Genomic DNA, 25,691 nt, shown 5'->3' on the forward strand with positions numbered 1-25,691 from the left:
TCCCCACCTCCGTTTCATTAAAGTTATTACTATTATATAAATAATAAGTTTCCGATTCAAGCGTTATTCCAAAAGTTCAGAAAATAGAGGTTTACAGCTTCTGTCATTCATTCGACAATATCCGGGAAGTTTCGGGTGGTGACAGGCACCCAGGAATAGGACAATCATCTCACCTCATATACTAAATCAACTACATATAAGGTGGGTTTATACATGAGGCATGTCAGGCTTACACATTATCGGTTAGTGGCATTTCATTTAGAAAATATAGATCGTAAAAAAGCCCGTCAATACGCCGCAAAAATCCATAATGCCGTCAATCCGTATATTATCGTCGAAAAGAGATTGGATGGAAAATATAATGTCATCGGCGGATTCAAATATGTCTCGGCCTTAAAAATGCTGGAGAAAAAAACGGCTCTGCTCTGTTTTGTTGTAAGGCCTTTTAGATCCGAACAGGAAAGAAAACTGGCCATTCTAAATCATTGCGTGAAGGATAATGAGGATAAAAAATACTGGGAGCTGTTGATTCATGAACTAAAACATGAATGGAACATGGACGATGACTCCATTGCGGAATCCATGGATGAAGATGCATCCAAAATAAGGCAACATTTGTTCCGGCAAATCATTCCTCATTCTTACATAAAAGAGGCTAATAAACTAGGGATTAAACCACTAATTCAAGCCATTTTCCTTAACAAATTGTACAGCTATCAGGAGAAATGCCTTTTAACTGAGCTCTTCCTATACACACCTGAAGACACTCGTATAAACGGTAATCATCTATTTCTTTATCGGAAATACCGGGAAAAATACATCCTTTTCGATGACTTTTATAAGGCAAAAAAGCAGGTTCTACAAGCGCTGAACCCTAAGAAGCCAATAGACGAATACTGGCAAATCATCCCTCATCCAAAGACACTGGAAGATTATTTAGCTGACTATGAAGTTTATAACTTGTACACCCAAATGTACTAAATTTTGTTCGACATTTTTCGGGAATCTTCGGGTGGTGACAGGCACCAATTCCGGTATTTTTCCCGGGACCCAGAAAAATAATCCAACAATACCCCTGTATTCATGAACGGTGGTAGCACATTCTGTTCATTGAGAAAATAGGGTAAACTGCTCCAATGATAGTCTTCTATTCTATCAACTATATTAGCTTTAAGAGGATTCTGGTGGATATAGCGACTGACTTCCAACATACCTTCATCTGTTTTAAGCACTTTATCAAAATAGCGCTTCTCAAATACGTGGCCTGTAAGCTTATATTTGTAATTGAAATAATCAGCGTAGCGTTTATTAGTGAAGGCCATTACCTTTGAAATGGGCTGGTCTATAGAACGCAGCTGCAGATGGACGTGATTTGTCATCAAACAATAAGCAGCAAGTTCAAAAGGAAGCTTTTCATGCACTTGTTCCAAAATATAAAGAAAAGAAATAAAATCCCCACGCTCGATAAAGAGAGGATCACGCCGATTCCCCCGACAAACAATATGATAAAAGAAATCAGGTTCCCAAACTCGTCTCTTTCTCCCCATTATCTTCACCTCATCAACTAGTTAAAGTCTGGTTTAGCCAAACCAGCAAGATTTGAAGAAATTATATTCCTTACTTAAAAGGAAAGCATCTGGGGAAAAAGTAAATATAATAAAGATTCTATTAGAAAAATTTAACAATAAGAGGAGAACAGAACAGTTTGCTTAAGATTTCCTATAGATATTTAGTATTTTATAGAACTTTTTCAGAATCTCTTTTGTCCGTGAAACATTTTGTGAAACAAGATTTTTCGGGTGGTGACAGGCACCACCCTAAACCCAGCGAGTGGTCATAACCTTTTGTCTCGTGTAAAAGGCTAGTCCGTCTTTTCCATTGGCGTGAAGATCACCATAGAAGGAGTCCTTCCAGCCTGAGAAAGGGAAAAAGGCCATTGGTGCCGGTACACCTATGTTGACTCCTAACATGCCGGCATCAATCGTTTCACGGAATCTTCTGACGGCGCCTCCATCCTTCGTAAAAATGCAGGCCCCATTTGCAAAACGGGATTGATTGGTTAATTCAACTGCGGAATCAAGGTCCCTTACCCTGGCAATCGATAAGACAGGGGCAAAGATTTCATCGCGCCAAATTTTCATCTCTGACGTTACTTCATCAAAAATCGTTGGGCCAACAAAAAAGCCATTTCGCTGTGCTTCCTGATCTTTACGGCCATCACGGACAAGTTTCGCTCCCTCTTGTTCACCAGACTCAATATATTCCAACGTTCGTTGTTTATGTTCCTCTCGAATAACAGGACCAAGAAATACCTCCTCGTACAAGCCATTACCTATTTTGATATCATTGGCTTTTTGAACGAGTAATGAAATCACTTCATCAGCCACCGCTTCCTCAACTGCAACTACCGAAGCCGCCATACAACGTTCACCGGCAGATCCAAATGCTGCACTCACAATTTGTGTGGTTGCATGATCTAAATTTGCATCACCCAAAACAATAGAATGATTTTTCGCTCCAGAAAGCGCCTGAACCCGCTTTAGATTATCCGTACCTCGTTTGTATACGTATTCAGCAACTGGCTGTGACCCTACAAATGAAATAGCCGCAACCTTTTGATGGTCTAAGAACCCATTTACGACATCATGGGACCCATGAACAATATTAAAAACTCCTTTTGGAAGCCCCGCTTCTTCTAAAAGTTCCGCTAATCGATTAGCAAGTAAGGGGGTACGTTCGGATGGTTTTAATACAAATGTATTCCCCGTTGCAATCGCCATGGGAAACATCCAACATGGAACCATCATGGGAAAATTAAAAGGGGTAATGCCACCAATCACCCCAATTGGATAGCGATAAACACCTGACTCCAGACCAGCAGCAATAGATGGCAGTTGTTCTCCCATCATTAAAGAAGGAGCACCAGCAGCAAATTCAACATTTTCAATTCCACGTTGAACTTCCCCTTGTGCCTCCTTAAAACTTTTTCCGTTTTCAATCGTTACGATTTCTGCTAGTTCATCCCAATGATCAACCAGCAGTTGCTGATATTTAAATAGAATGCGAGCCCGTTTTGGAACTGGAACCTCCTTCCATTCCTGAAACGCCTTAAAAGCTACCTCAACAGCCTCATCCACATCCGCATGGGAGGATATCGGAACTTCAGCAATAACCTCGCCCGTTGCCGGATTATATACCTTTTCTGTTTTCTTAGACTCTGATTCAACCCATTCTCCGCCTATATAGTTTTTTAGCATGGTGCCTGTCACCTCCCGAAATTTGTCGAAACTGTTAAAAATACCATTTACGAAGACTCAATCCAACCACAACTAAACATGTTACAAATCCATAGAGCCATACGGAAAGCATTGTATTTACAAAAATGGGTACTCCTCCTTCCTCAATTTGCTTTTGAATTTTCTTCCTCAGCCTTGTAGATTATTCGAGGCTGTGGTTCTTTCAACACGTGAGCCAAAATCACAATGGTAACGATTCCGATAATCGTGGAGACCGCTCCCGCAGACATGGTACTCTCTATTATCCCTCCAAAATAGATGACTAGATACGAGATTAAACCCACAATCATCGATACCTCAGCCGCTCTTGCAGGTGCTTTCTTCTTCCCATAAACGGCATACAGAATCGGTCCCATCGTCCCTGCTGCAACACCTGAGACTCCAATCCACAGCACATCCCCCATAAAAGCTGGTGGCTGCAGAACAATAAGAAAAGCAATCAATCCAATCAACGGAACGGATAGACGACTGATTTGCAGGGCCATTTTTTGCGCCTTTTGTTCACTGACATTCACGATTTTCCTTTTCACTAAAACTTTTAGAAAAATATCGTTAGCAAAAACCGTTGATATGGAAACAAATAAGCCATCCGTTGTCGACATGGCAGCTGCAAGGATAACAACTCCAAAAATCGCTACAATCACAACAGGAAATGCCCATACCATATATTCCATTAACGCCAAGTCAGAGGTTGTAACATTTTCACCTAATGCTGCTCTACTAAACAGGCCTCCAAATAAAACAAGAAGGGACAAGGCAGCGGTAATGACATAAGTTAAAATCATTTTCCCCAGATCTTTTTCGTTTTTCAATCCTAGTACTTTATTAAACAGGTGTGGAGCTGAAGCAAAAGCCCACTGGATGACAATGGCACCAATCACAAGAGCCATAGAATGAAAATGAGTTGATTCTGGATTAAATACCTCTACTAAATGCACACTCTGATTCGTTAAGTCATTTGTAATCCCTGTAAAGGTTGCGGAAATACTACCCTCCCAAAAGATCACAATACCTGAAACAAATACAAACAAACCTGCAATCGCCATCATGACAGCCTGAACCGCATCCGTATAAATATCGGCAAATGCTCCTCCTGCAAACACGTAAATGACGACAATGGCTGCGATTAAAACGAGACTTCCCATATAAGACATATTAAGTAGATATTGGAAAATTATTGCTCCAGCTACAAATTGTGCCGCGATGTAAAAAATGTTAAATAGTAATATCAGGCCTGTTCCAACGCGTATGATGTCACTCTTGTAAAAATCCCCCAGCCAATCTGGCAATGATAGAGACTTTTGGCCTTTATTCAGCTTGCGAACCTTTTTCGCTACCATTAAAACGCCGATGGGTCCTCCACCAATCATCGCTAAAAAGAGCCAAAGATTTGAATAACCCCAGGCGTGGGACCAGCCCGGATAGCCTAGAAATGTAGCTGCACTTAAATAGGTCGCAGCAAAGGAAAACCCTAGTACATAAGGCCCCAAGTTTGCACTGCCAATCGCAAAATCTCCAACACTTGTTGTCTTTCTGGCACTTAATATCCCTAATACGAACATAATGACTAGAAAGAATCCAAACCCGACCCACGTATAAAGCGTTAACGTATCCATTTTCCTCTCCTTTCCATATGAAATGGGTTAAGTATAAACGGTTCTCAGCTTTTTAGCAGGATGATGCTTTGGTAAATGAGCTTTACCCTTTCCAAACATATTTTCCCGTAAGGTTTTCCCTTCGTATTCCGTTCGATAAATGCCTCTTCTCTGTAACTCAGGTACCACATAATCAACAAATTCCTGAAGTGTACCAGGTGAATAGGTTTGGGCAATATTAAAACCATCTACATCGGCATCAACCGCCCACTGTTCCATCTTGTCTGCAATCTGTTCAGGTGTACCTATAAACTTCACAGTACCGTTTCCTAACCCATGATTTTTAACCGCTTCTCTTAACGTCCATTTCTTATTCGGGTCTTTTGCATACATATCCAGATTGCCTTGAACCGCATCCGTTTCCATATCCTCTATATATTGATCAGGATCATATTTAGAAAAATCAATCCCGGTATGACCGGATAAAAGGGAAGCAGTGCCTTCATAGCTAACATGGTTCGTTAAGTCCTCAAGCTTGGCATACGCCTCTTCCTCCGTTGATCCTATGATTGGTAAGATCATTGGGAAAATCAGGACCTCATCCGGGCTACGGCCCTGAAGCTTTGTTCTTCTCCGTATATCGGCTGAGTACTGCTTTAGCGCATCTAATGAATGATTTTTCGTAAAAACGGCCTCAGCGTGTTTAGCTGCAAAATCTCTTCCTCTTGGAGAGGCTCCTGCCTGAAATAATACAGGAGTACGTTGTGGTGATGGCTCGACTAAATGAGGACCAGGGACATTAAAAAACTCTCCTTCATGATTGATTAAATGAACCTTCTCAGGGTCGGCAAATGCATCCTGTTCCTTGTCATAAACTACACTATCCTTCTCCCAGCTCTGCTCCCATAACTTGTAAACCACCTCAAGAAACTCATCCGCACGATCATATCTAAGATTCTTCGGAAGACGTCCTGAAAGCCCAAGATTGATAGCCTCACTCTCCAGATAGGAGGTAACCACATTCCACGCAATCCGCCCATCCGTTAAATGATCTAACGTTGACAACTGTCTGGCTAAAGCATAGGGTTGTGCATAAGTAGCGGATATGGTAGGTGCAAACCCAAGATTCTCTGTCACCGCCGCCATCGCTGAAATAGGGATTAGCGCATCATGGGCGGGGAGCTGAACAGCACCGCGAGTTGCCGCATGATGAGAGTTTTCATAAACGCTGTAAGTCCCAAGAACATCAGCAATAAAAAGAGCATCAAACTTTCCCCGCTCCACAATTTGAGCAACCTCTACCCAATAATCCAGACGATTATGGTCAGTCCCTTTGTCCTTTTCATGTTTCCATAAACCGGTTGAATGAGGGGACGGTGAGTTTTGTATAAATCCATTTAAATGAATCTGTTTACTCATACATTTCAAACTCCTTATCGTATTATTTTAGTTATGGTTACGCTCCCTACTTTTCATCATAAGCATTTAAGGCATTCACACTGTGCGCAATAGCAGAGCCTGCCTTTAAAGCAACCGCAACAAAGATAGCTTCTGAGATTTCCTCCAAACTCGCACCTGTCTTCTTCGCGTTTTTGGTATGAAGATCTATACAATACGCACAGCCTGTTGTATGAGCAGATGCAACGGCAATTAATTCCTTCTCTTTTTCTGTCAGTTCTTTCGTTTTAATCGCTTGCTGATCAAAATCGAGAAAAGCTTTAAAACTATCGCCGCTTAGTTCGGAAAACTCTTTCAATCGATTAAAATAGGATGCCTTATACAGTTCCTCATCTCCATTCCCATCAAAAGCATTCAATGCATTAACTCCATGAGCTATAGCAGACCCTGCTTTTAATGCTGTTGCGACAAAAATAGCTTCTGAAACCTCTTTCTTTGATGCTTCCTGTTTCTTTGCATTTCCAACATGAAGTTCAATGCAATAAGGGCATCCTGTAATATGGGCGACACCAACAGCAATTAACTCTTTTAATTTAACGGATAATTTTCCCGGTGCCAGGGCTTTATCGTTAAACGCAAAAAACGTTTTAAATGCTTCTGGTGCATATTCTTTTAATTCTTTGATCCGGCTAAAATAAGATTTCTGATATAAGTTATCTGTTTTTGTAATCGTCATAAAAAATCTCTCCCTTTTTATAAATAAATTTCTTCATCGTGACCTTTTCACTAATACCAATTGCTCATATCAATTTACTTGGTTTAATACGAATATCAGTCTTTGAAACAAAGCCCCCTTCTTTTAGGAAATTAAAAAAACCTCTGCCGATGAGGAAGAGGTTAAAAGACAACATCATCTCATCTTTCAAGCGAATGCTTGCTGGAATTAGCACCTTGTTACAAAAGTAACGGTTGCTGCGGGATCAAAGGACCAGTTTCCTCCCCCGACTCTTGATAAGAGAAAAATAATGTAATTTTTAAAGTGTAAATATCATATCGAACACAAATAAAACTGTCAAGTGTTAATATTATAATTTTTCTGATTTTTTGGTGCCTGTCACCACCACTACCAATACCCCAGTTCTCTTGAAATCCTCTCTGCCGTTTTTCCGGTTTCTCTTAAAATCATTTCTTCTCGTTCTTTTGAATAGTCGGTAATCGGGATGCTGACGCCCAGGGCAGCGATGGTTTCACCGTTAAAGTCTTTTATTGGATAGGAGAATCCCATGGTGTCCCTGTAGTGCTCGGCTTGACTGATGGAATAGCCCTTCCGTTTAATTTCAGCCAGTTCGCGCTTTAACTCTTCTACATTCTCTATAGTATTTTCAGTAATCTTTTCGAATTCGATGTTCTGCAGATAGTTATCACGATCATCATCATTCATATGGGCAAGTAATAGCTTAGGAGCTGAACCGGCATATAAAGGAGATCGTCCTCCGATTTGTATGACAAGCCGGACAGGTTTTGTACTATCCAGTTTTTCTACATAAACGGCTTCATCTCCCTCCACAACTGCCATATGTACTAACTCATTCAGCTTTTGATTTAATTCTCTCATATAAGGAAGAGCTAATTTACGATATTCTAACTGTTCACTGACGCGCTTCCCTAACTCCAGTAATTTTAGGCCCAGTCGATACTTAACGTCATGACTTGACCGCTTAACTTTCACGAGTAATCCTGCTTCTTCCAATGAACTAACCAGTCTGAACACGGTAGTCTTGGGAAGATTTGATTCCTCGACTAATTCATATAACGTCATTTCAAGTTTGTCTTTAAAACAATCTAATAACTTAATCGCTTTTATTAAACTACGACTCATAGTATACATTTCACCCTAATTTATTGAAAGATTTGATAGGCTAACCAAAATTTAAAATATATACATAGATAAAGGCACAGAGAGTAACAGCCAGAAATTTCCCATTCCATCGATACGCTACATGGTTTTCTGGAAGATATAAAGATGAAGCCCAAAAAGTTATCACAGGTACTTATTTGGGTAAAACTATCAAGAATACCAAAATACAGGGAAGTTGTAATAGTAGGTTCATTATACCAATATTTAGAAATTATTGTAAAACATTAAGGCGACTCATACTGATAATCATTAAAAAACGAAACATGAATTATCCAGTTTTCCTATTATTCCTCAAATGTAAGGATTACTCAGTCTATTCGTCCTACAATCAAACCGTATTAGCTAGTCAATAGCTTAATAAATCGATCTCCAACCTCTGCTGTTGTTGCCTCTCCGCCAAAGTCGGGAGTTAATTTTTCATCTTCATCCATGATTTGTTGAATCGTAGAAACGATTTTTCTTCCCCATTCCTCTTCACCAAAATGGTCCATCATTTGGGCAACAGACCAGATAGCGGCCAAAGGATTTGCTATCCCCTTTCCAGCAATATCAGGTGCTGATCCATGTACGGGTTCAAACATGGATGGGTACGTACGCTCAGGATTAACGTTAGCTCCTGTGGCAAGCCCTAAACCACCAGCAATAGCTGCACCAAGATCTGTCAAGATATCACCAAACAAATTAGAGGTAACTACAATGTCAAAACGCTCAGGATTCATGACCAAAAACATACTTGCTGCATCCACTAAATACGAGGCAGTCTCAACGTCTGGATAGTCCCTTTTCACCTCTTCAAAGACGCTGTCCCAAAAAACCATTGAATAATTGAGCGCATTCGCTTTGCTTACACTTGTAAGAGACTTACCCTGACGCCTGGCCTCTTCGAACGCGTACCGAATAATCCTCTCTGTTCCTTTTCTGGAAAAAACACCGGTTTGCAGTACGACTTCTTCAGGCTCACCCTTATAAAGCCAATTTCCCTCTCCGGAATACTCTCCCTCACTATTTTCTCGTACGACTAATAAATCAATGTCTTTAGCAGCCTTCCCCTTTAAAGGAGATAGTCGTTCATTCAATAGTTTTACAGGACGTAAATTGACATATTGATCAAAGCCCTTCCGAATTTTTAACAACAAATCACGTAATGATACATGGTCAGGAACACCCGGATATCCAACGGCTCCTAAATAAATCGCATCAAAATGCTGTAATTGCGACAATCCATCATCATCCATCATCTTGCCATTTTGTAAATAGTATTCACACCCCCAAGGAAACTGTTCAAATGTAAAAGAAAGATTTTTATCTTTTTGTTCAATGGCTTTTAAAACCTTAACTCCTTCAGCTACAACCTCAGGACCAATACCATCTCCAGGTAATAAAGCTATTCTTTTCTCCTTCACCATAATCATAACCTCCACTATTTTTTGATGGTCGTCTTTTCATTAGAAGGATTGGCGGTTCAATGATTTCCTCCACCCTGGTATGTATAATAATCCCTTTACCTCTTCCTTTCTACCATTTGCAGTACTTCTTGATTGGCAATGGTCGGGACACTCTCTCCATCAATCGCTTTAAGTAGATTTTCAGCAATGACAATAGATGTTTCCCGGGCTGCTTCCACACTTATTCCTCCGATATGAGGTGTAACAGTTATATTATCTAAAGGATAAAAAGGATGATGCTTTTCAGGAGGCTCATTGGCAAAAACATCAATTCCTGCCCGGGACAGTTTTCCACTTTCTACTGCCTTCACTAAATCCTGTTCGTGAATGACCTCTCCTCTGGCTGTGTTAATGAGGACAGCCCCCTTCTTCATTAAATTTAAATAAAACTCATTGATCAGCTGATTTGTATCGTCTGTCAACGGAATGTGAACACTAATGACATCCTTTTCTGTAAAAACATCCTCTAGAGAAGTAGTCAGTGTCACTCCCAGGCTTCTCGCAATCTCTCTTTTTTCCCTATTTATATTTCGTACATAGGCCGTAACATTCATTTCAAAACCGAAGCTCATTATTTTCGCTACCCTTTGTGCAATCGAGCCAAAACCAATAAGCCCCAAATTTTTCTGGTAGAGTTCGCGGGTGTATCTCCCATTTCGATAATCAAAATTTCCCTTTTTTGTTTCCCTATTAAAACGGACAAGGTCTTTCATAGAAGCTAAAATCAGACAAATAGCGTGTTCAGCTGTAGCTCGTGCATTGATTTTAGGTGCATGTAAAACCGCTATTTCTTTTCTGGTAGCATAGTTCACATCGATATTATCGAGCCCTACACCAGCTCCGGAAATGGCCCTTACCTGATGACAGGCATCTAAAATGTCCGGGGTAATTTTAGCAGGTGCACGGAGAATAATTCCATCGACCTGATGATGATTAAGAAACTCTATAATGGCAGGCTTTTCAAATTGATTAAACTTGGTAACCCTTGCATGGGCATTTAACATCTCCTCTCCCGCCTGATGATACATCGGAAATAACTGTAAAATATGCTTTTGTGTCATCGTCTACACCACCCTTCCCATCATATTCCCAGAAGCGAATCTACCTTTATAAGGGTGAAAAGACTGGCAACTAAAGAATGCCAGTCACTTCCTATTATTGTAGATATTCAATTATCGTCGAGATGCCCTGTCCTCCACCAATACAAAGGGTAACCAGGCCATATTTTTCTCCTCGTTTTTCCATTTCGTGTAATAGTTTTGTCGTAATAATCGCTCCAGTGGCCCCTATTGGATGGCCAAGTGCTATGGCTCCACCATTTACATTTACCCGGTTCAGATCCATCTTCGCTTCACGAATAACAGCAATAGACTGGGCTGCAAAGGCCTCGTTTAATTCAATGATTCCGATATCATCTATGGACAAATCCGCTTGCTTTAATGCTTTAGCTGTCGATTCCACCGGACCAATTCCCATAATGTCAGGAGATACACCACTAGTCGCTTGTGCAATGATTCTGGCTTGTGGCTTGATTCCGTATTCATCTGCTTTTTCCTTATTCATCATTAATAGAGCTGCAGCACCATCATTCCGTCCACTAGCATTTCCAGGTGTAACGGTACCACCCTCTTTAAATACGGCCGGCAGTTTGCTTAATTTTTCTAACGATGTCAGTCTTGGATGTTCGTCTGTATCAAACGTAAACGTATTTTTCCTCATCTTGACTTCAAAGGGTACAATTTCATCTTTAAATCGGCCTTCTTGGATGGCTTTATCTGCAAGCTCTTGGCTGCGCTGGGCAAATGCATCCTGTTCCTCCCGAGAAATCTGGTATTTTTCAGCTAAATTTTCTGCTGTTAACCCCATCGTCAGCTCTCCATATTCTTCTCTCGGTTGAGAACATGGCTGACTTTCTGTATTCGGATCAACTAAGACACCATTTCCAGCCTTATAACCATAACGGGCATTTCGCAGGTAAAATGGAGCTGTACTCATGCTTTCCGCCCCACCGGCAACAACGACATCAGACAATCCCAGTTTAAGCTGCATATCAGCGTTATTTATCGCTTGTAATCCGGAGCCACATTGCCGGTGTACTGTATAACCAGACACACTTACAGGTAGGCCAGCTCGTAATGCTGAAAGTCTTCCCAGGTTAGCCTGATCCTGACTTTGCTTCGCCTGACCCAAAATGACCTCATCTACTTCAACTTCATTTCCATATCTATTAAGAACTTCTCGGATGACTTTTTCTCCTAAATAATCAGCCGTAACATCCTGTAATGCTCCCCCCATTTTTCCTACCGCCGTACGAACAGAGCCAATAATATATGATTCTTTTAATTCCATATTATCCTTCCTTCCTCTTTAGTTCGCGAATGAGCTCTCCAGCTATGATATTTCGTTGAATTTCAGATGTACCTTCATAGATTTTTGTAATACGAGCATCCCGGTAATAGCGTTCAATCGGATAATCCTTCATATATCCAATACCTCCATGAATTTGTACAGCGAGGTCAGCCACTTTGTTATAGACTTCTGACCCATATAATTTAGCGATTGCCGCTTCTTTTACTACACGCTGCTTTTGATCGGTCATCCATGCCACGCGATACGTTAACGATTTTAACGTTTCAATCTGCAAACTAATATCAGCCAGCATGTTTTGGATGGTTTGAATGTCCAAAATAGGTTTCCCAAACTGCTCTCGTTCTTTTGCATAGTTCAAGCAATGCTCCAGTAATTTTTCACAAGATCCAAGATTTCGGGCGGCAAGACCAGCACGGCCATTGGCAAGTACTTTTAATGCATTTACATAACCCTGCCCTTCTTCTCCAAGTACATTTTCAACCGGAACCTCCATATCATCAAAGAATAATTCAGCAGAATGGGAGCCTCGAAGACCCATTTTTTCTTCTACTTTACCTAAAGAAAACCCGGGAAAGTCTTTCTCAACAATAAAGGAGGTAATTCCCTTTGCCCCCTTCTCGGGATCTGTAATAGCCATTACCGTAAAGACATCCGCATCGACAGCGTTGGTAATATAGTGCTTTGATCCGTTTATAATATATTTATCCCCTTTTTTCACGGCCGTCGTTTTTAAATTCGCTGCATTAGATCCTGCAGATGGCTCCGTTAAGGCAAAAGCTCCAATCCATTCACCTGTTGCCATTTTCGGTAAGTATTTTTGTTTCTGCTCATCCGTTCCAAACTCGACAATACCAACCGTCCCAATCCCTGTATGGGCACCGATTAATGTGGTAAAACCATTGTGTGTTTTACCAAGCTCCTCGAAAATCGCGCATTTATCCACCATATCTAAGCCTAAGCCACCGTACTCTTCCGGAATACTTAAACTAAATAACCCCATTTCCTTCGACTGTTCAATGATTTTTTCCGGAATTTCATTGTTTTCTTCAATTTCCATTGCAACCGCTTCAACTTCTTCTTTAACAAATTTCCGTACATTCTCCCGTAAGAACTCAATTTCTTCTGATAATGAAAAATCCATAGTAGATGTCCCCTTTTCTTATTTGTTTCGGAAAGATGCCTTACGCTTTTCTATAAATGCTTTCGTACCTTCCTGTTTATCCTCTGTTCCAAACACAACGGCCTGAGATAATTTTTCCAACCACATGGCTGTACTCTCATCCATATCAAACCCTTTGTGAACGGCCATTTTAGCTAAGTGAATTGCAATTGGTCCTTTCTTTAAGATCTCACCTGCAATTTCTTCAGCTTTTTTTGTTATGTCGTCTTCTTCAGGTACGTAATAATTAGCTAATCCAATTCGTTCTGCCTCTTTGCCATCAATCATTTTTCCCGTTAAAATCATATCCAGTGCACGCCCTTTGCCGATTATCCGTGCCATACGCTGCGTTCCACCAGCTCCTGGTATAATCCCTAAATTGAGCTCAGGTAAGCCAAACTTTGCCCTGTGACCTGCGATACGAATATCACATGCCATGGCCAGCTCACATCCACCTCCCAGTGCATAACCTTGAACAAGAGCAATGGTTGCTTTCGTTGAATTTTCAATTTTAGAATAAAGTCCTTGCATACCTGGAATCATGGCTTCTAAAGGTTCTTTCTCATATAATTGTTTAATATCAGCACCAGCAGCAAATGATTTTTCACCTGCGCTTTGGATGATTATGACTTTGATATTCTGATCGTTTTCTGCCTGACCTATTGCCGCATCGATTTCTGAAAGCATAGCTGAATCCAGTGCATGGCGAACTTCCGGGCGATTAAGCGTTAACCAGAAAACACCATCTTCTTTTTTGACATCAACATTTTGATACGGATTCATGATCTCAACCCTTCTTTTCTAAAAATAGTTGTAAAACCCTTTTCCAGATTTTTTACCGAGACGACCTGCCTTCACGTATTTTGAGAGAATAGGTGAAGGACGGTATTTTTCACCTAACGTTTGATGTAGGTATTCCATATTACGAAGACGGGAATCCAGACCCACTAAATCAGCCAGTTCGAGGGGCCCCATTGGGTGATTTAATCCCAGCTTCATCGCTTTATCAATATCTGCTGCACTAGCAACGCCTTCCATAAACATATTCATCGCTTCATTGCCTATTAAACAATTCATTCGAGACGTCACAAATCCAGGAAATTCATTCACTTCAACCATTTCTTTATTCAGCTGCTCTGAAATTTCCTTTACCTCATTCACCGTTTCATCCGATGTATCCAAGCCGCGAATGACTTCAATCAACTTCATTTTGTGTACAGGATTAAAGAAGTGCATGGCAACCACTTTATGAGGACGGCTTGTTTGCGCACCAATCTCAGTTGGACTCATGGTTGATGTATTTGTCGCAAGAATCGCTTCTGGCTTACATATTTCATCGAGCTGTTGGAAAATCGTAATCTTTAAATCTATTTTTTCAAGAACAGCTTCCACGATTACATCCGAATCTTTTGCTGCCTTTATTAGATCTGTTTCATAATAGAGATTTTCCAGTGCCTTTTGATACACTTCTTCTGTTATAAACCCTTTATTACAGCTGTTTTCCAGAAGAGATTCGATATCATTTTTAGCCTTGTTTAGCACCTCCTCTTTAATATCATTCACATAAACTTGATAGCCTGAAATCGCAAATGCATAAGCAATGCCTTTGCCCATAACTCCTGCACCTACAACAGTAGCCTGATTCATCACGACATCTCCTTTGCACCATTTGTATGACCTATTCGTAGATCCTTTCTACCCTTCTTTTGAAGGAAATAGACGCTTATCAAAACGATGACACCAATTATATCCGAGTATATTCCAGGGATAATCATTGCAATTGCCCCTGCAAACAGGATTAGTCTTTCATACCAAAAAGCGTGTCTGAGCATCCAGCCTTCTGCAGCACAAGCAATCCCTACGACTCCAATAAGGGCTGTAATAACTGACAGGATAATTTGGGAAGATGATCCAATTAATAACAGCTCATCACCATAAACAAATAGATAAGGTACAATATATGCTGTGATTCCTAACCGGACAGCCGCCATTCCTGTCTTCATCGGTTCAGCACCTGCAATACCTGCTCCTGTAAATGCTGCCAGTGCTACTGGTGGTGTAATAGCTGACAAGGACGCAAAATAAAAGACAAATAAGTGAGCAGCAATTGGGGCTACACCCAGCTCAGTTAAGGCTGGAATGGTTAAAGGAACTTGAACGATATATGCCGCAACAGTTGGCAGCCCCATACCGAGAATAATACTTGCAATCATCGTAAATAGGAGCGCTATCAGTAAAATACCTCCTGATAATTCAATAATGAGACTACTAAATTTCAGTCCAATCCCCGTTAAACCGATCATGCCTATAATTAAACCTGCAGCAGCACAAGCAATAACGGTTTCCAGTGAAGCCTTTGCCCCAAGATCCAATGCTGTTACAATTTGCTTCCAGGAAAGTCTGGTTGCTGCTTGAATAGCTGCCACTAAAATGGTGCTTATAATGGCATAAAGTCCTGCCTTCATAGGTGAACTACCACCCACAAGCAATACCACAATTACAACTAAAGGAATTAGGAAATGAAAACCTTTCTTAAAAATCCCCCATGTACTTCGTAAATCTTCTTTTTTTAGTCCAACCATTTTATTTCGTTTAGCTCGTAAGTCTACTTGCATAAATAGTGAAAGGTAATAAAGAAGGGCTGGAATAATGGCAGCTACAGCTAATTCCATATAAGGAACACCTAAATAAGCCGCAATAATAAAGGCTGATGCCCCCATAATTGGTGGCATGATTTGGCCACCAGCAGACGAAACCGCTTCCACAGCGGCTGCAAAATAGTTTCTGTAGCCGGTTTTCTTCATTAAGGGAATTGTAAACGCTCCTGTTGTCGCCGTATTAGCAACCGCACTTCCGGAAATCGTACCAAGAATAGAACTTCCAACAATAGCTGTTTTAGCAGGACCACCCCGGTATTGTCCCATTGAGGAAACAGATAGATTGATAAAGAAGTTTCCAGCTCCTGAAACCTCTAAAAACTTTCCAAACAAAACAAATAGAAAGATAAAGGTTGCCGATATACCAAGTGCCGTTCCGAACACACCATTTGTTGTGTAGAATAAGTGGTCCATGATCCACATCGTTGTAAATTCACGGTGACCTAATTCTCCTGTAATCAAATGTCCAAAGAAACCGTAAGCAAGGAATATAATGATCAGCACAACCAGCGTATTCCCTATTACTCTTCTTGTAGCTTCCATTAATGTAAGCATCGCGATAAATCCAAGTACCATTTCAAAGGTGGTTAATTGTTCAATATAGCTCATACGAGATTGAATCTCCTGGGCATTAAAGACAAAATAGGAATAAGAGATTACGGATGCCACCATTAGCAGCCAATCAAACCTATTGACTTTTTCCTTAGCTGCTTTTTTAGTCGGCCTGTAAATAGCAAATACAAGAACCAATGCAAAACCCAAATGGGCGGAACGTTGAAGGATTGACTCAAACACCCCAAACAGTCCTGTATACAAATGAAAAATAGACATGGCAATGGCTACTATGGATATAACTGTGCTTACAAGGCCTTTCAGTGTACGTAATTTCTCATTTGTTACGTCCGCCTGATTCTCTTGAATATTTTCCAAGTCTACGTGTCTGTTTTCCGCCATATCATCCCTCCTCCAGAAAGGAGCATAGAACAAGCTATTCCAATGCTCCTATTTCCTTGTAATATTCTTCAGCACCTGGATGAAATTCTCCTACACTATTTTTTACTGAGTACTCTGCATTAAAGTCGCTCATTACACTTGAGATATTTGCCCAATCCTCTTTTTGTTCAAATATCATTTTGGTTAATTTATATACAGCATCTTTACTCATCAAATCATTATTCGCTAATAATACCGTGTAGCCTGCAGTCGTTAAGATATCCTCAGATTGATTTGGATACGTACCGGCTGGAATGGTATGTTTGAGATACCCTTCATTTTGTTCGTGGAGCGAATCAACTGTCTCTTGTTTTAGCGGAATAATACGAATTCCTAAAGTTGTATCCAATTCCTGATAAACGGCTACAGGTGCTGACAACATTCCTGCAATAGCATCAATATGTCCGTCACGAAGTAAATCGGCACCATCAGAAGTTCCTACATATTCAATTCCTTCAAGATCATCATAGCTCATGTCGTTTAATTCAAGGACGTCCTGAAAAGCGAGTTCCCCACTATATCCCTTAATACCTGGACTAACGGTTTTCCCTTTTAAATCTTCAACGGAATAAATATCTGAGTCGGCGCGAACTGCTATATGAAAGACATTCGGGTAGAGTGTAGCAATCGTACTTACATTTTTAATCGGCTCATCAAAAGCGTTTTCCCCATTCAAGGCTTCTGGTACCGTTTGACCATTACTAAATCCGATATGGTATTTTCCTTGTCCTAAACCTAGCAAGTTCGAAATGGATCCTCCTTCTACGATTGTTGTGGATGAGTCTGGGAATATCTCCCCCATTTTATCTGACATGGCTCCTGACAATGTATACCAGAAACCGCCTTGTGTAGCCGACCCAAACGTTATTTCACTTGGCACTCCGCTTTCGGCAACACCACTTTGACCGGAATTATCCGTGTCTGATTCGCCTGATTCCGAAGAACAACCTATTAAAATACCTGCCAAAAAAATGGCGCCTACAAGTAACCCAACAAATTTTTTCATACCAAAATCCTCCTAAAAATCGTTTAAATCTTAATTTTTTCTTTGAATTCAGTGCCGGTAATTTCCCGAAGTTCTGCCATACTTATATCTGACAACTTTTCAATCAGTACCGGGCCATCTTCTGTAAATTTAAATACTGCGTGCTCTGTAACTAACATTTCAGCCTTCCTTACTCCACTGCTTGGGAATGTCAGCTTTTCAACTAATTTGGGCTGATTGTTTTTTGCTTGATGAGTTGAGGCTATGATAATCTTTTTAGCCCCTGCCACAAGATCCATCGCACCACCAACACCTAAGATTTTTTTGCCAGGAACAGCCCAATTTGCAATCTCCCCATAACGGTCGACTTGAAGTGCCCCTAAAACTGCGGCGTCCACATGACCGCCCCGAATGACGACAAAGGAGTCCGCGCTATCAAATAAGGAAGCTCCCGTATCCATTGTAATCGGTTTCTTACTTGCGCTAATTAAATCCATATTCACATGTTCTTCATCTGGCGTTGGCCCAATTCCCAGCAATCCATTTTCTGATTGCAGATACACTTTCTTGCCGTCCAAATAATCTGGAATTAAAGTGGGAATTCCTACACCAAGATTAACTACTGCACCTTCTGGCAATTCTTCAACAACTCTTTTGGCAATCTTAACGCGATCAGACTGATTCAACGTAGACACCTCCCTTTTTGACATATTTACTTTCAACCAAATAATCTACAAATAAGTGAGGTGTAACAACGTGGTGAGGATCAATTTCTCCGGCTTCAACGATTTCGTCTACTTCAGCAATAACCGTTTTTGCCGCTGTTGCCATAAGTGGGTTAAAATTCCTTCCTGTATGGTCATAGATGAGGTTGCCTAATGTATCCGCTTTCAAAGATTTGATAATAGCTACATCGCCTTTGATAGCCTTTTCAAAGATATATCTTTCTCCATCAATAACCTTTTCTTCTTTCCCGTCAGCAATCTTGGTTCCTACTGCTGTTTTAGTATAAAAACCGCCAATTCCAGCACCACCGCACCGAATCGCTTCTGCCAGTGTGCCTTGTGGAACTAATTCAATTTCAAGTTCTCCTCTATTCCAGGCTTCCACTGCGTCCCGATTTGTGGTGAAGTATGATCCAACAGCCTTTTTTAAATTTCCAGCTAAAAGTAATTTTCCAAGCCCTCTGCCGGCTTCTCCCAGATTGTTACTTACAACCGTTAGATCTTTTTTATTCGAATCAGCAATTTCATCAAGCAATGTCAGAGGGGTTCCTGATAGACCAAACCCTCCTACAAGTAATGTGTCTCCGTCTTTAATGAAATCGAGAGTATCACTTGATTTGATCAACTTCTTCATGTTTTGTCCTCCCCATAGTAAGATTACCATTTTAAAAGACTCTGGCTTGCAGAATATCACCAGCCTTTAAATTCTTTTGTTCCAAAATACGGAATTATTATTCTGTTTTTGTCTACCTTAGATTATAATTAAAAAAATGTTAGAATTCAATATAATTTTTAGATAATTTTTTTGGGTGCCTGTTTTGGGGGGTGCCTGTCACCACCCGAATTTTGTCGAATCTACCAAAATATTTTGGCCTATCCCCGCCATTAAACGGAAATAGGCCAAAATTTTAGCTATGAAACAATCTGTGAAACAAGATTTTTCGGGTGGTGACAGGCACCTCAAAGTTTTGTAAGGATTTCTTCAAAGCTTTTTGTGTTCCAGGCCGCCCTTCCTATAAATAATCCGTTAACATCTTGACTGTTAATATAATCTAAGAAATTATGTTTACTAACACTACCTCCAAAAAGTAGAATAACCTTATATCCCGCCTCCCCAAACATCTCAACTAATGTCTGGCGTATGAAACGGTGAATGTGTGCAACGTATTCCGGATCAGCGGGGGTTCCTTTTTCCCCTATAGCCCAAACAGGCTCATAGGCTACCATTACTTTGTCAGCCTGCTCTTTGGTTAAGTCTTTTAAGCAAACTTTTAATTGCATGGCTAAAGTTTCTTTTGAAATGTTGTTGTTTTTCTGTTCGATATTTTCACCAATACAAACAAGTGGTGTAAAACCATAATGCAGCCCTGCATGGACTTTTTTATTGATATCACGATCATTCTCATTATAGTATTGCCTGCGTTCTGAATGACCAAGTTCTACAATATCGATCCCAATTTCCTTTAGCATTTTAGGTGAAATTTCTCCTGTAAATGCTCCTTCATTTTCCCAATGCATATTTTGCGCACCAAGGTGAATCCTCGAATGCCTTACTTCTTCTTTTATAGGAACTAAAGCGGTATAAGAAGGTATGATAAATAACTCAATACTCGTGGAGAGCTTTTCGGATATTCTTTTCAATTCTTTTGTATAGGTTAATCCATCAGCAATACCCTTTGTCATCTTCCAATTCGTTCCGATCCATAGTTTATTCATTTGTGGGTGCATCCTCCAGCCATTCTCTCATCGACTTAAATATAATGAATACCGATGTGGCACCAGCATCTTGATAGCCAATTGCGCGCTCTCCCAGTGATTTAGCTCTTCCAAATTTGGCTACATATTCCTTTGTATTTTCCACACCCAATTCTGCGTGTTTTTCGGCAGTTTTTAAAGCATCTAATAAACTTTGAGACTTATTAGCACTTTCTTTCAATCCTTCGACAGCAGGTTCTAGTGCATCGATTAGCGTCTTATCTCCAAGACTAGCTTTGCCTCTTACTTTAATCGCCTCTAAAGATTTATCAAAAATCTCAGCAACTGTATAAGTATCAAGCTCATCACAAGGATCTAAATTTTTGACTCCTCCCATAAACATGGTTCCAAATATTACCCCAGATGCACCACCCATTGACTGTACCATTGACATTCCGATTGTTTTAAACACATCATTTATTGTTGTGAATTCTTTTTTGTTTAAATTTTCTTCAGCTGATTTAAATCCTACAGACATACCAATTCCATGATCACCATCACCGATAGCGCTATCAACCTTTGTTAAATAAGGCTTATTTTCTATCACTTTTTCACCAACATATAAAAACATATCTTTTACCTGTTTAACATCTAATGTATTCGTTCTCTCTTCAGTAGTCATTACTATTCCTCCCAACCCATCTTTATAAAAAATCACTTATAAACTTACTTATGATAATACGGAGAATTTGCTGGTGCGTCATATAATTCTTTTAATTCATCATCTAATTTCAATAGACTGATAGAGAAACCGCCCATCTCTTGTGTGGTACAATAGCTATTTGCATCCATGTCATATACGTTTATGCCTTTTTCATTGAGAATTTGAGCTACTTTACGATTCACAATGAATAATTCTAATAATGTTGTTGAACCAAGACCGTTAATGAGTACACTGACTTCATCGCCTTTTTCAATATGACTTTCGGCTAGCAACTTATCCATGAGCTTTTCTGTTAATTCATCAGCAGGAACTAATTTTGACCTCTCCATTCCTGGTTCACCATGAATGCCCATACCTAATTCGATTTCATCATCTGCAAGGGTAAATGTTGGATCACCCGAATCCGGAATCGTCCCAGGTGATAAGGCAACACCCATTGAGAATGATTGATCGCTTGCTTTTTGAGCAACTTTTGTCACTTCATCTAATGAAAGCCCTTTTTCTGCTGCAGCACCTGCTACTTTTAAAACAAAAACATCACCAGCAATCCCTCGGCGATCTTTTTTTCTGTCATATGGTGCTGATGCTACATCATCTGCAACGGTTACCGTACGTGTTTCAATATCCTCCATTTCCAAAAATTCTGCAGCCATATCGAAATTTAAAACATCCCCTGAATAGTTGCCATAGATAAATAGAACACCTTTTCCTGTATCAACTGCTTTTGAAACTTCCTGTACCGTATTTGGGCTGGGTGCAGCAAAAACGTTTCCAATCGCAGCACCATCTGCTAGACCTTCTCCTACAAAACCGAGAAATAATGGTTCATGCCCACTACCACCCCCAGTAACGATAGCTACTTTATCCTTTCCTTCTTTATTTATGATTCCGTTTACATTTTCAAGCTTTCTAAATTTGTCACTATTTGCAAATATAAATCCTTCTATCATTTCCTTTACAACGTTTTCGGGGTTATTTATTACCTTTTTCATTTTAGTCCCTCCAGCACCTTTCAAATAGTGTTTGTTTTTAAATTCTTTTAATTACTTTCGTTTTATATAATTATAACTTTTAGTTTGATTTGCGTCAATTATTTCTATATTAAGTTAACTTCAAGAAATTACTATTCTTAAAAGGATTATGAACCTGAGAAACCTCAATTTGCCGTTTAATAGATACTTTTTTATCAGTCCTTAACTATGTTATGTAGGATTCTAATTAATGTTTGCTATTTGTACAACCTTGCTATAAAAAGATGGCTATAACCCATAAGGTTCATATTTTGATGTACACAATCCTGAAAAGTGTTTACCTACTTTGCTTCAACTGATTTTCATTAATCTTTATCTGTCAACAACAGGAGATATATAAATATAATTACGTTTTATAAGAAAGTATATGAAACTATTTGAAAACAATTAATATTTTTATATACATTCGTTTTATTTTATTATAAAATTAATTTGAAAATAACTTTAACATTGGGGGTATTCATAAATGAGAGTAGGATTTGTTGGGTTAGGTATTATGGGAAAACCGATGGCTAGTCATATTATAAAAAATAATTTTGAAACCTATCTTTTTGATTTAAATACAGATGCTGTTAACGAATTAGCTACGGAAGGCGGACATGCATGTAGCTCAAATAAAGAAGTAGCGGAAAATAGTGATATCATTATTACAATGCTACCTGCTGCAAAACATGTATCTGAAGTATTATTCTCAGAAGATGGTCTTGCTAAAAATAGTAAACCTGGGAACACTATTATTGATATGAGTTCTGTAGCGCCTGAGGATTCAAAAGAATTCGCAAGTAAACTAAAAGAGTATGACATTTCCTTTATTGACGCACCTGTAAGCGGAGGTGAACCAATGGCAATTGAAGGTAGACTAGCCATTATGGCTGGTGGAGAAGAAGAAACCTTCAATAGGGTGTTCCCGTTATTTAAGGCTATGGGAGATAACATTGTACTTATTGGAGCGAACGGAACTGGTTCTGCAGCCAAACTAGCTAACCAAATTATTGTAAGTACCAATCTTGCCGCATTATCAGAAGCTAGTGTTTATGCAAGTAAAGCCGGTATTGATTTAAATAAACTTTTTGAGGCCATTCGTGATGGACTAGCAGGTAGTGCCGTTATGGATGCTAAAATGCCTCTAATCATTGAAAGGAATTTTGAACCAGGCGGACGGATTGAAACGAATTATAAAGATTTAGGGAACATACAATCATCAGCAAATGCAATAGGTGTACCCCTTCCTGTTACGAACTTAGTAAAAGAAATTTTCAGTTCTCAAATTGCAAATGGAAATGGCAAAATGGATCATTCTTACATTATTAACTTTTTTGAAAAAATGGCCAATCACCAAACACCAGAAAGCCATTAATTGTAAAAAGGTTTATATCAGTGGGAATCTCTCCCACTGATATATGAAAAGGTACGCAAGACTTCATAATATTTTTACAAGTAAAATATTCCATAGAAAAAGACATTGCTATGATTGCAATGTCTTTTTCGTTGGCTATATTATTTTATCGGAGTTGCTAATAGGATCATAGCATTCCTGTATCATTCAACCTGTTTATAAACCCTTTAGAAAAAACAAAAAGTGGTACCAGATTTTGTGCAGCTATTCTTCGATTCCCTAAGCAACTGAAGCGTTCAAATAAAACCTTCTCTAATACTCATTTGGATTCTCCTTATTTTTGTACGAACATTGGGCAATCAACAGGATAATCGACCATTTTTTTCATCTTATCATCTAACTTAGTGAGTGTAATGGAGCAGCCACCCATTTCTAATGATGTAATATAATCACCAACATAGGAACGATAGATATTAATTCCTTTTTCTTTTAAAGACTGTTCAACTCTTCTAAACATCGTATATAGCTCCATGCGTGGCGTAGATCCCAAACCATTAACGAGTACGGCTACATCTTCTCCCTCTTTTAAAGTCATATCTTTATAAATCTCATCCAGGAGTTGATCCGCAATACGATCCGCTGATTCTAATGGCGCTTTTTTAATCCCTGGTTCCCCATGGTGTCCCAAACCATATTCAATTTCGTTATCGTTAAGTTCAAAACTTGGTTCCCCTGTTTGCGGCAATGAACATGGGCTTAATCCTACCCCCATTGATCGTGTATATTCATTAGTCTTTCTAGCTATTTCAGCAACCTCCTTTAAGTTATATCCAAAATCAGCAGCTGCACCTGCCATTTTATAAACAAAGAATTCACCTGCAATCCCACGGCGTTTTTCTTTTTCTTCCTTTGGAGCTGAGGCAACATCATCTGATGCAACCACCATTTCAACATCAATATCCTCCATCTCAGCCATTTCCGCTGCCATACTGAAGTTCATGACATCACCTGCATAATTTCCATAAAGGTAAACAACACCAGAGCCGTTATCAACTGCTTTTGTCACCTCTAAAATGGGCGCTGGAGGTGGAGATGAAAAAATATTACCAATAGCCACTCCATCTGCCATCCCTTCACCAACATACCCCATGAATGCTGGTTCATGCCCTGAGCCACCACCAACTAAAATACTAACTTTACCTTCATCCTTTGGTCTAGCTGTTACTAATGCACGATCATTTGCTTCCAAACGTTTAATGTAGTCCGAATGGGCTTTCGCATATCCGTCAATCATTTCTTCAACCACATTTTCAGGATCATTAACAAGCTTTTTCATTCTCCACACTCCTTCTTATCCAAAGGCTTCTTGTAATTTAAGCATTCTTTAGAATAAAGCCAACGTAAATATAAACCCTGATATTTAAAAAGATTTTCCTATCACGTCTATGGTCACTATTTTACGATGGAAGTGAGATTATTCTTTACGTAATCTCCAAGTTCTACGATTACTTGACTAGTGTCAGATTGTTCAGAGCCAGTTTCTTCTTCCAAAATAATCCATCCATCGTAATTGCTGTCTTTTAGAACTTGAGTACATTGGATGAAATCGATATCACCTTGCCCCATCTTCATCCATTCACAATTTTTGGTAGCATCCTTATAATGAACATGCTTAATTAGCGGCTGAGCTTCTTTAAAAATTTCTACAGGATCCATACCACCAAAAATAATGTGTCCAGCATCCGGAGTATAACCCATATATCTAGGGTCTAATCCATCAAAAAGTACGTCATAATCTTCTTTAAATCTCCAGTATGATGTCTTATATGAAATAGGATGAAGTGATGTTGTAATACCATGCTCTTCAATAGCACGTTTTCCTAGTTCATTTGCTCCTTTTATGATTTCTTTTTGTCTTTGTAAAAGATTATCACGGTTTTTTCCCACTCTTGAAGGCACATTCATAATAGCTCCAGGAAAATGTTTTAAGTACTCGAAATAGTAGTCTTCTAATTCTCTTTCTTTCTGAGAAGATTCTCCACCTACAAAAGCGTGTGGGATGGTTAATGCTGCTAACTTGAGGCCTCTTTTGTCAAGTTCTTCTTTCAATCGTTCAGGTGAATTTGTATATTTTCCTAATAGCGATATCTGAACGTCTAATCCTGTAAGCCCACCATTTTTCACATCATCCATAACTTGTTCCATTATATCTGCTTCTTCATCATAATCCAGTACCCACGTTGATCCTTGACATCCAAAATCAATAGCCATTTTTATTCCTCCTTGATGTTATTTATATATTATCTGCCCTTTTACTAAAGGATAGATATTTTACAATTGGTGTACGCTTTAAGAATTCTCTAT

General features: G+C 39.5%; 23 protein-coding genes and 1 riboswitch. Of the genes, 2 read left to right on the forward strand and 21 right to left on the reverse strand.

Going from position 1 to position 25,691, the window contains the following annotated elements; translation table 11 throughout:
* Nucleotides 1–213: 213 nt before the first annotated feature.
* Complete coding sequence (locus BMX63_RS02035; RefSeq protein ID WP_093131444.1) at nt 214–981, forward strand: hypothetical protein; 768 nt, start codon at nt 214–216, stop codon at nt 979–981.
* Here the strand turns inward: BMX63_RS02035 and BMX63_RS02040 are convergent.
* From BMX63_RS02040 to BMX63_RS17850, 19 genes are all read right to left on the reverse strand, one after another.
* The gene (locus tag BMX63_RS02040) at nt 978–1,547 is read right to left on the reverse strand and encodes a transposase (RefSeq protein ID WP_093131446.1); all 570 of its coding nucleotides are present in this window, start codon (nt 1,545–1,547) and stop codon (nt 978–980) included. The genes BMX63_RS02035 and BMX63_RS02040 overlap by 4 nt on opposite strands.
* A gap of 270 nt (nt 1,548–1,817) precedes the next feature.
* Nucleotides 1,818–3,257: a CoA-acylating methylmalonate-semialdehyde dehydrogenase gene (locus BMX63_RS02045; RefSeq protein WP_093131448.1), complete on the reverse strand. Its 1,440-nt coding sequence runs from the start codon at nt 3,255–3,257 to the stop codon at nt 1,818–1,820.
* Between the two features lie 143 nt (nt 3,258–3,400).
* Complete coding sequence (locus BMX63_RS02050) at nt 3,401–4,912, reverse strand: sodium:solute symporter family protein (RefSeq protein ID WP_093131450.1); 1,512 nt, start codon at nt 4,910–4,912, stop codon at nt 3,401–3,403.
* Nucleotides 4,913–4,939: 27 nt separating this feature from the next.
* On the reverse strand, nt 4,940–6,310 hold the full coding sequence (locus BMX63_RS02055; protein WP_093131452.1) for an LLM class flavin-dependent oxidoreductase: 1,371 nt from the start codon (nt 6,308–6,310) through the stop codon (nt 4,940–4,942).
* Nucleotides 6,311–6,356: 46 nt separating this feature from the next.
* On the reverse strand, nt 6,357–7,025 hold the full coding sequence (locus tag BMX63_RS02060; RefSeq protein ID WP_093131454.1) for a carboxymuconolactone decarboxylase family protein: 669 nt from the start codon (nt 7,023–7,025) through the stop codon (nt 6,357–6,359).
* 176 nt (nt 7,026–7,201) lie between these two features.
* Nucleotides 7,202–7,307: riboswitch (SAM riboswitch) on the reverse strand.
* Nucleotides 7,308–7,412: 105 nt separating this feature from the next.
* Nucleotides 7,413–8,168, reverse strand: coding sequence for an IclR family transcriptional regulator (locus BMX63_RS02065; RefSeq protein ID WP_177167131.1), 756 nt, complete (start codon nt 8,166–8,168; stop codon nt 7,413–7,415).
* A gap of 377 nt (nt 8,169–8,545) precedes the next feature.
* Entirely contained in the window at nt 8,546–9,610 is a 1,065-nt protein-coding gene (locus BMX63_RS02070) for a tartrate dehydrogenase (RefSeq protein ID WP_093131642.1), read from the reverse strand.
* A gap of 98 nt (nt 9,611–9,708) precedes the next feature.
* On the reverse strand, nt 9,709–10,713 hold the full coding sequence (locus BMX63_RS02075) for an NAD(P)-dependent oxidoreductase (RefSeq protein ID WP_093131458.1): 1,005 nt from the start codon (nt 10,711–10,713) through the stop codon (nt 9,709–9,711).
* A gap of 94 nt (nt 10,714–10,807) precedes the next feature.
* Nucleotides 10,808–12,001 (reverse strand): thiolase family protein, encoded by a 1,194-nt coding sequence (locus BMX63_RS02080; protein ID WP_093131460.1) that lies wholly within the window; start codon nt 11,999–12,001, stop codon nt 10,808–10,810.
* 1 nt (nt 12,002) lies between these two features.
* Complete coding sequence (locus BMX63_RS02085; RefSeq protein WP_093131462.1) at nt 12,003–13,163, reverse strand: acyl-CoA dehydrogenase family protein; 1,161 nt, start codon at nt 13,161–13,163, stop codon at nt 12,003–12,005.
* An 18-nt stretch (nt 13,164–13,181) separates the two neighbouring features.
* Entirely contained in the window at nt 13,182–13,964 is a 783-nt protein-coding gene (locus BMX63_RS02090; RefSeq protein WP_093131464.1) for an enoyl-CoA hydratase/isomerase family protein, read from the reverse strand.
* A gap of 18 nt (nt 13,965–13,982) precedes the next feature.
* Nucleotides 13,983–14,828: a 3-hydroxyacyl-CoA dehydrogenase gene (locus BMX63_RS02095; protein WP_093131466.1), complete on the reverse strand. Its 846-nt coding sequence runs from the start codon at nt 14,826–14,828 to the stop codon at nt 13,983–13,985.
* Nucleotides 14,828–16,792: a TRAP transporter permease gene (locus tag BMX63_RS02100; RefSeq protein ID WP_093131468.1), complete on the reverse strand. Its 1,965-nt coding sequence runs from the start codon at nt 16,790–16,792 to the stop codon at nt 14,828–14,830. Before BMX63_RS02100 ends, BMX63_RS02095 begins: the two co-directional genes overlap by 1 nt.
* Nucleotides 16,793–16,826: 34 nt before the next feature.
* Complete coding sequence (locus BMX63_RS02105) at nt 16,827–17,837, reverse strand: TAXI family TRAP transporter solute-binding subunit (RefSeq protein ID WP_093131470.1); 1,011 nt, start codon at nt 17,835–17,837, stop codon at nt 16,827–16,829.
* Between the two features lie 23 nt (nt 17,838–17,860).
* Entirely contained in the window at nt 17,861–18,502 is a 642-nt protein-coding gene (locus tag BMX63_RS02110) for a 3-oxoacid CoA-transferase subunit B (protein ID WP_093131472.1), read from the reverse strand.
* Nucleotides 18,489–19,175 carry a CoA transferase subunit A gene (locus BMX63_RS02115; protein WP_093131474.1) on the reverse strand — a complete coding sequence of 229 codons (687 nt, stop codon included), beginning with the start codon at nt 19,173–19,175 and terminating at the stop codon, nt 18,489–18,491. The genes BMX63_RS02110 and BMX63_RS02115 overlap by 14 nt, the downstream gene beginning before the upstream one ends.
* Nucleotides 19,176–19,501: 326 nt before the next feature.
* Nucleotides 19,502–20,257, reverse strand: a complete 756-nt coding sequence (locus BMX63_RS02120) for a triose-phosphate isomerase (protein WP_093131476.1) — start codon at nt 20,255–20,257, stop codon at nt 19,502–19,504.
* Nucleotides 20,250–20,918 carry a dihydroxyacetone kinase subunit DhaL gene (gene dhaL, locus BMX63_RS17845; protein ID WP_177167132.1) on the reverse strand — a complete coding sequence of 223 codons (669 nt, stop codon included), beginning with the start codon at nt 20,916–20,918 and terminating at the stop codon, nt 20,250–20,252. The genes BMX63_RS02120 and dhaL overlap by 8 nt, the downstream gene beginning before the upstream one ends.
* Nucleotides 20,919–20,962: 44 nt before the next feature.
* On the reverse strand, nt 20,963–21,952 hold the full coding sequence (locus tag BMX63_RS17850; RefSeq protein ID WP_177167133.1) for a dihydroxyacetone kinase subunit DhaK: 990 nt from the start codon (nt 21,950–21,952) through the stop codon (nt 20,963–20,965).
* 505 nt (nt 21,953–22,457) lie between these two features.
* On the opposite strand from BMX63_RS17850, the gene BMX63_RS02130 reads away from it, so the two are divergent.
* Nucleotides 22,458–23,348 carry a 2-hydroxy-3-oxopropionate reductase gene (locus BMX63_RS02130; protein ID WP_093131478.1) on the forward strand — a complete coding sequence of 297 codons (891 nt, stop codon included), beginning with the start codon at nt 22,458–22,460 and terminating at the stop codon, nt 23,346–23,348.
* A 313-nt stretch (nt 23,349–23,661) separates the two neighbouring features.
* Here BMX63_RS02130 and dhaK read toward each other — a convergent pair whose 3' ends face one another.
* Together dhaK and BMX63_RS02140 are read right to left on the reverse strand one after the other, a co-directional pair.
* Nucleotides 23,662–24,663, reverse strand: a complete 1,002-nt coding sequence (gene dhaK, locus BMX63_RS02135; protein ID WP_093131480.1) for a dihydroxyacetone kinase subunit DhaK — start codon at nt 24,661–24,663, stop codon at nt 23,662–23,664.
* A 116-nt stretch (nt 24,664–24,779) separates the two neighbouring features.
* The gene (locus BMX63_RS02140) at nt 24,780–25,598 is read right to left on the reverse strand and encodes a sugar phosphate isomerase/epimerase family protein (protein ID WP_093131482.1); all 819 of its coding nucleotides are present in this window, start codon (nt 25,596–25,598) and stop codon (nt 24,780–24,782) included.
* Nucleotides 25,599–25,691: the final 93 nt, after the last annotated feature.

Origin of the sequence: Salinibacillus kushneri (assembly GCF_900111405.1) — a bacterium.
In the GTDB taxonomy this organism is placed as follows: Bacteria; Bacillota; Bacilli; order Bacillales; family Alkalibacillaceae; genus Salinibacillus; species Salinibacillus kushneri.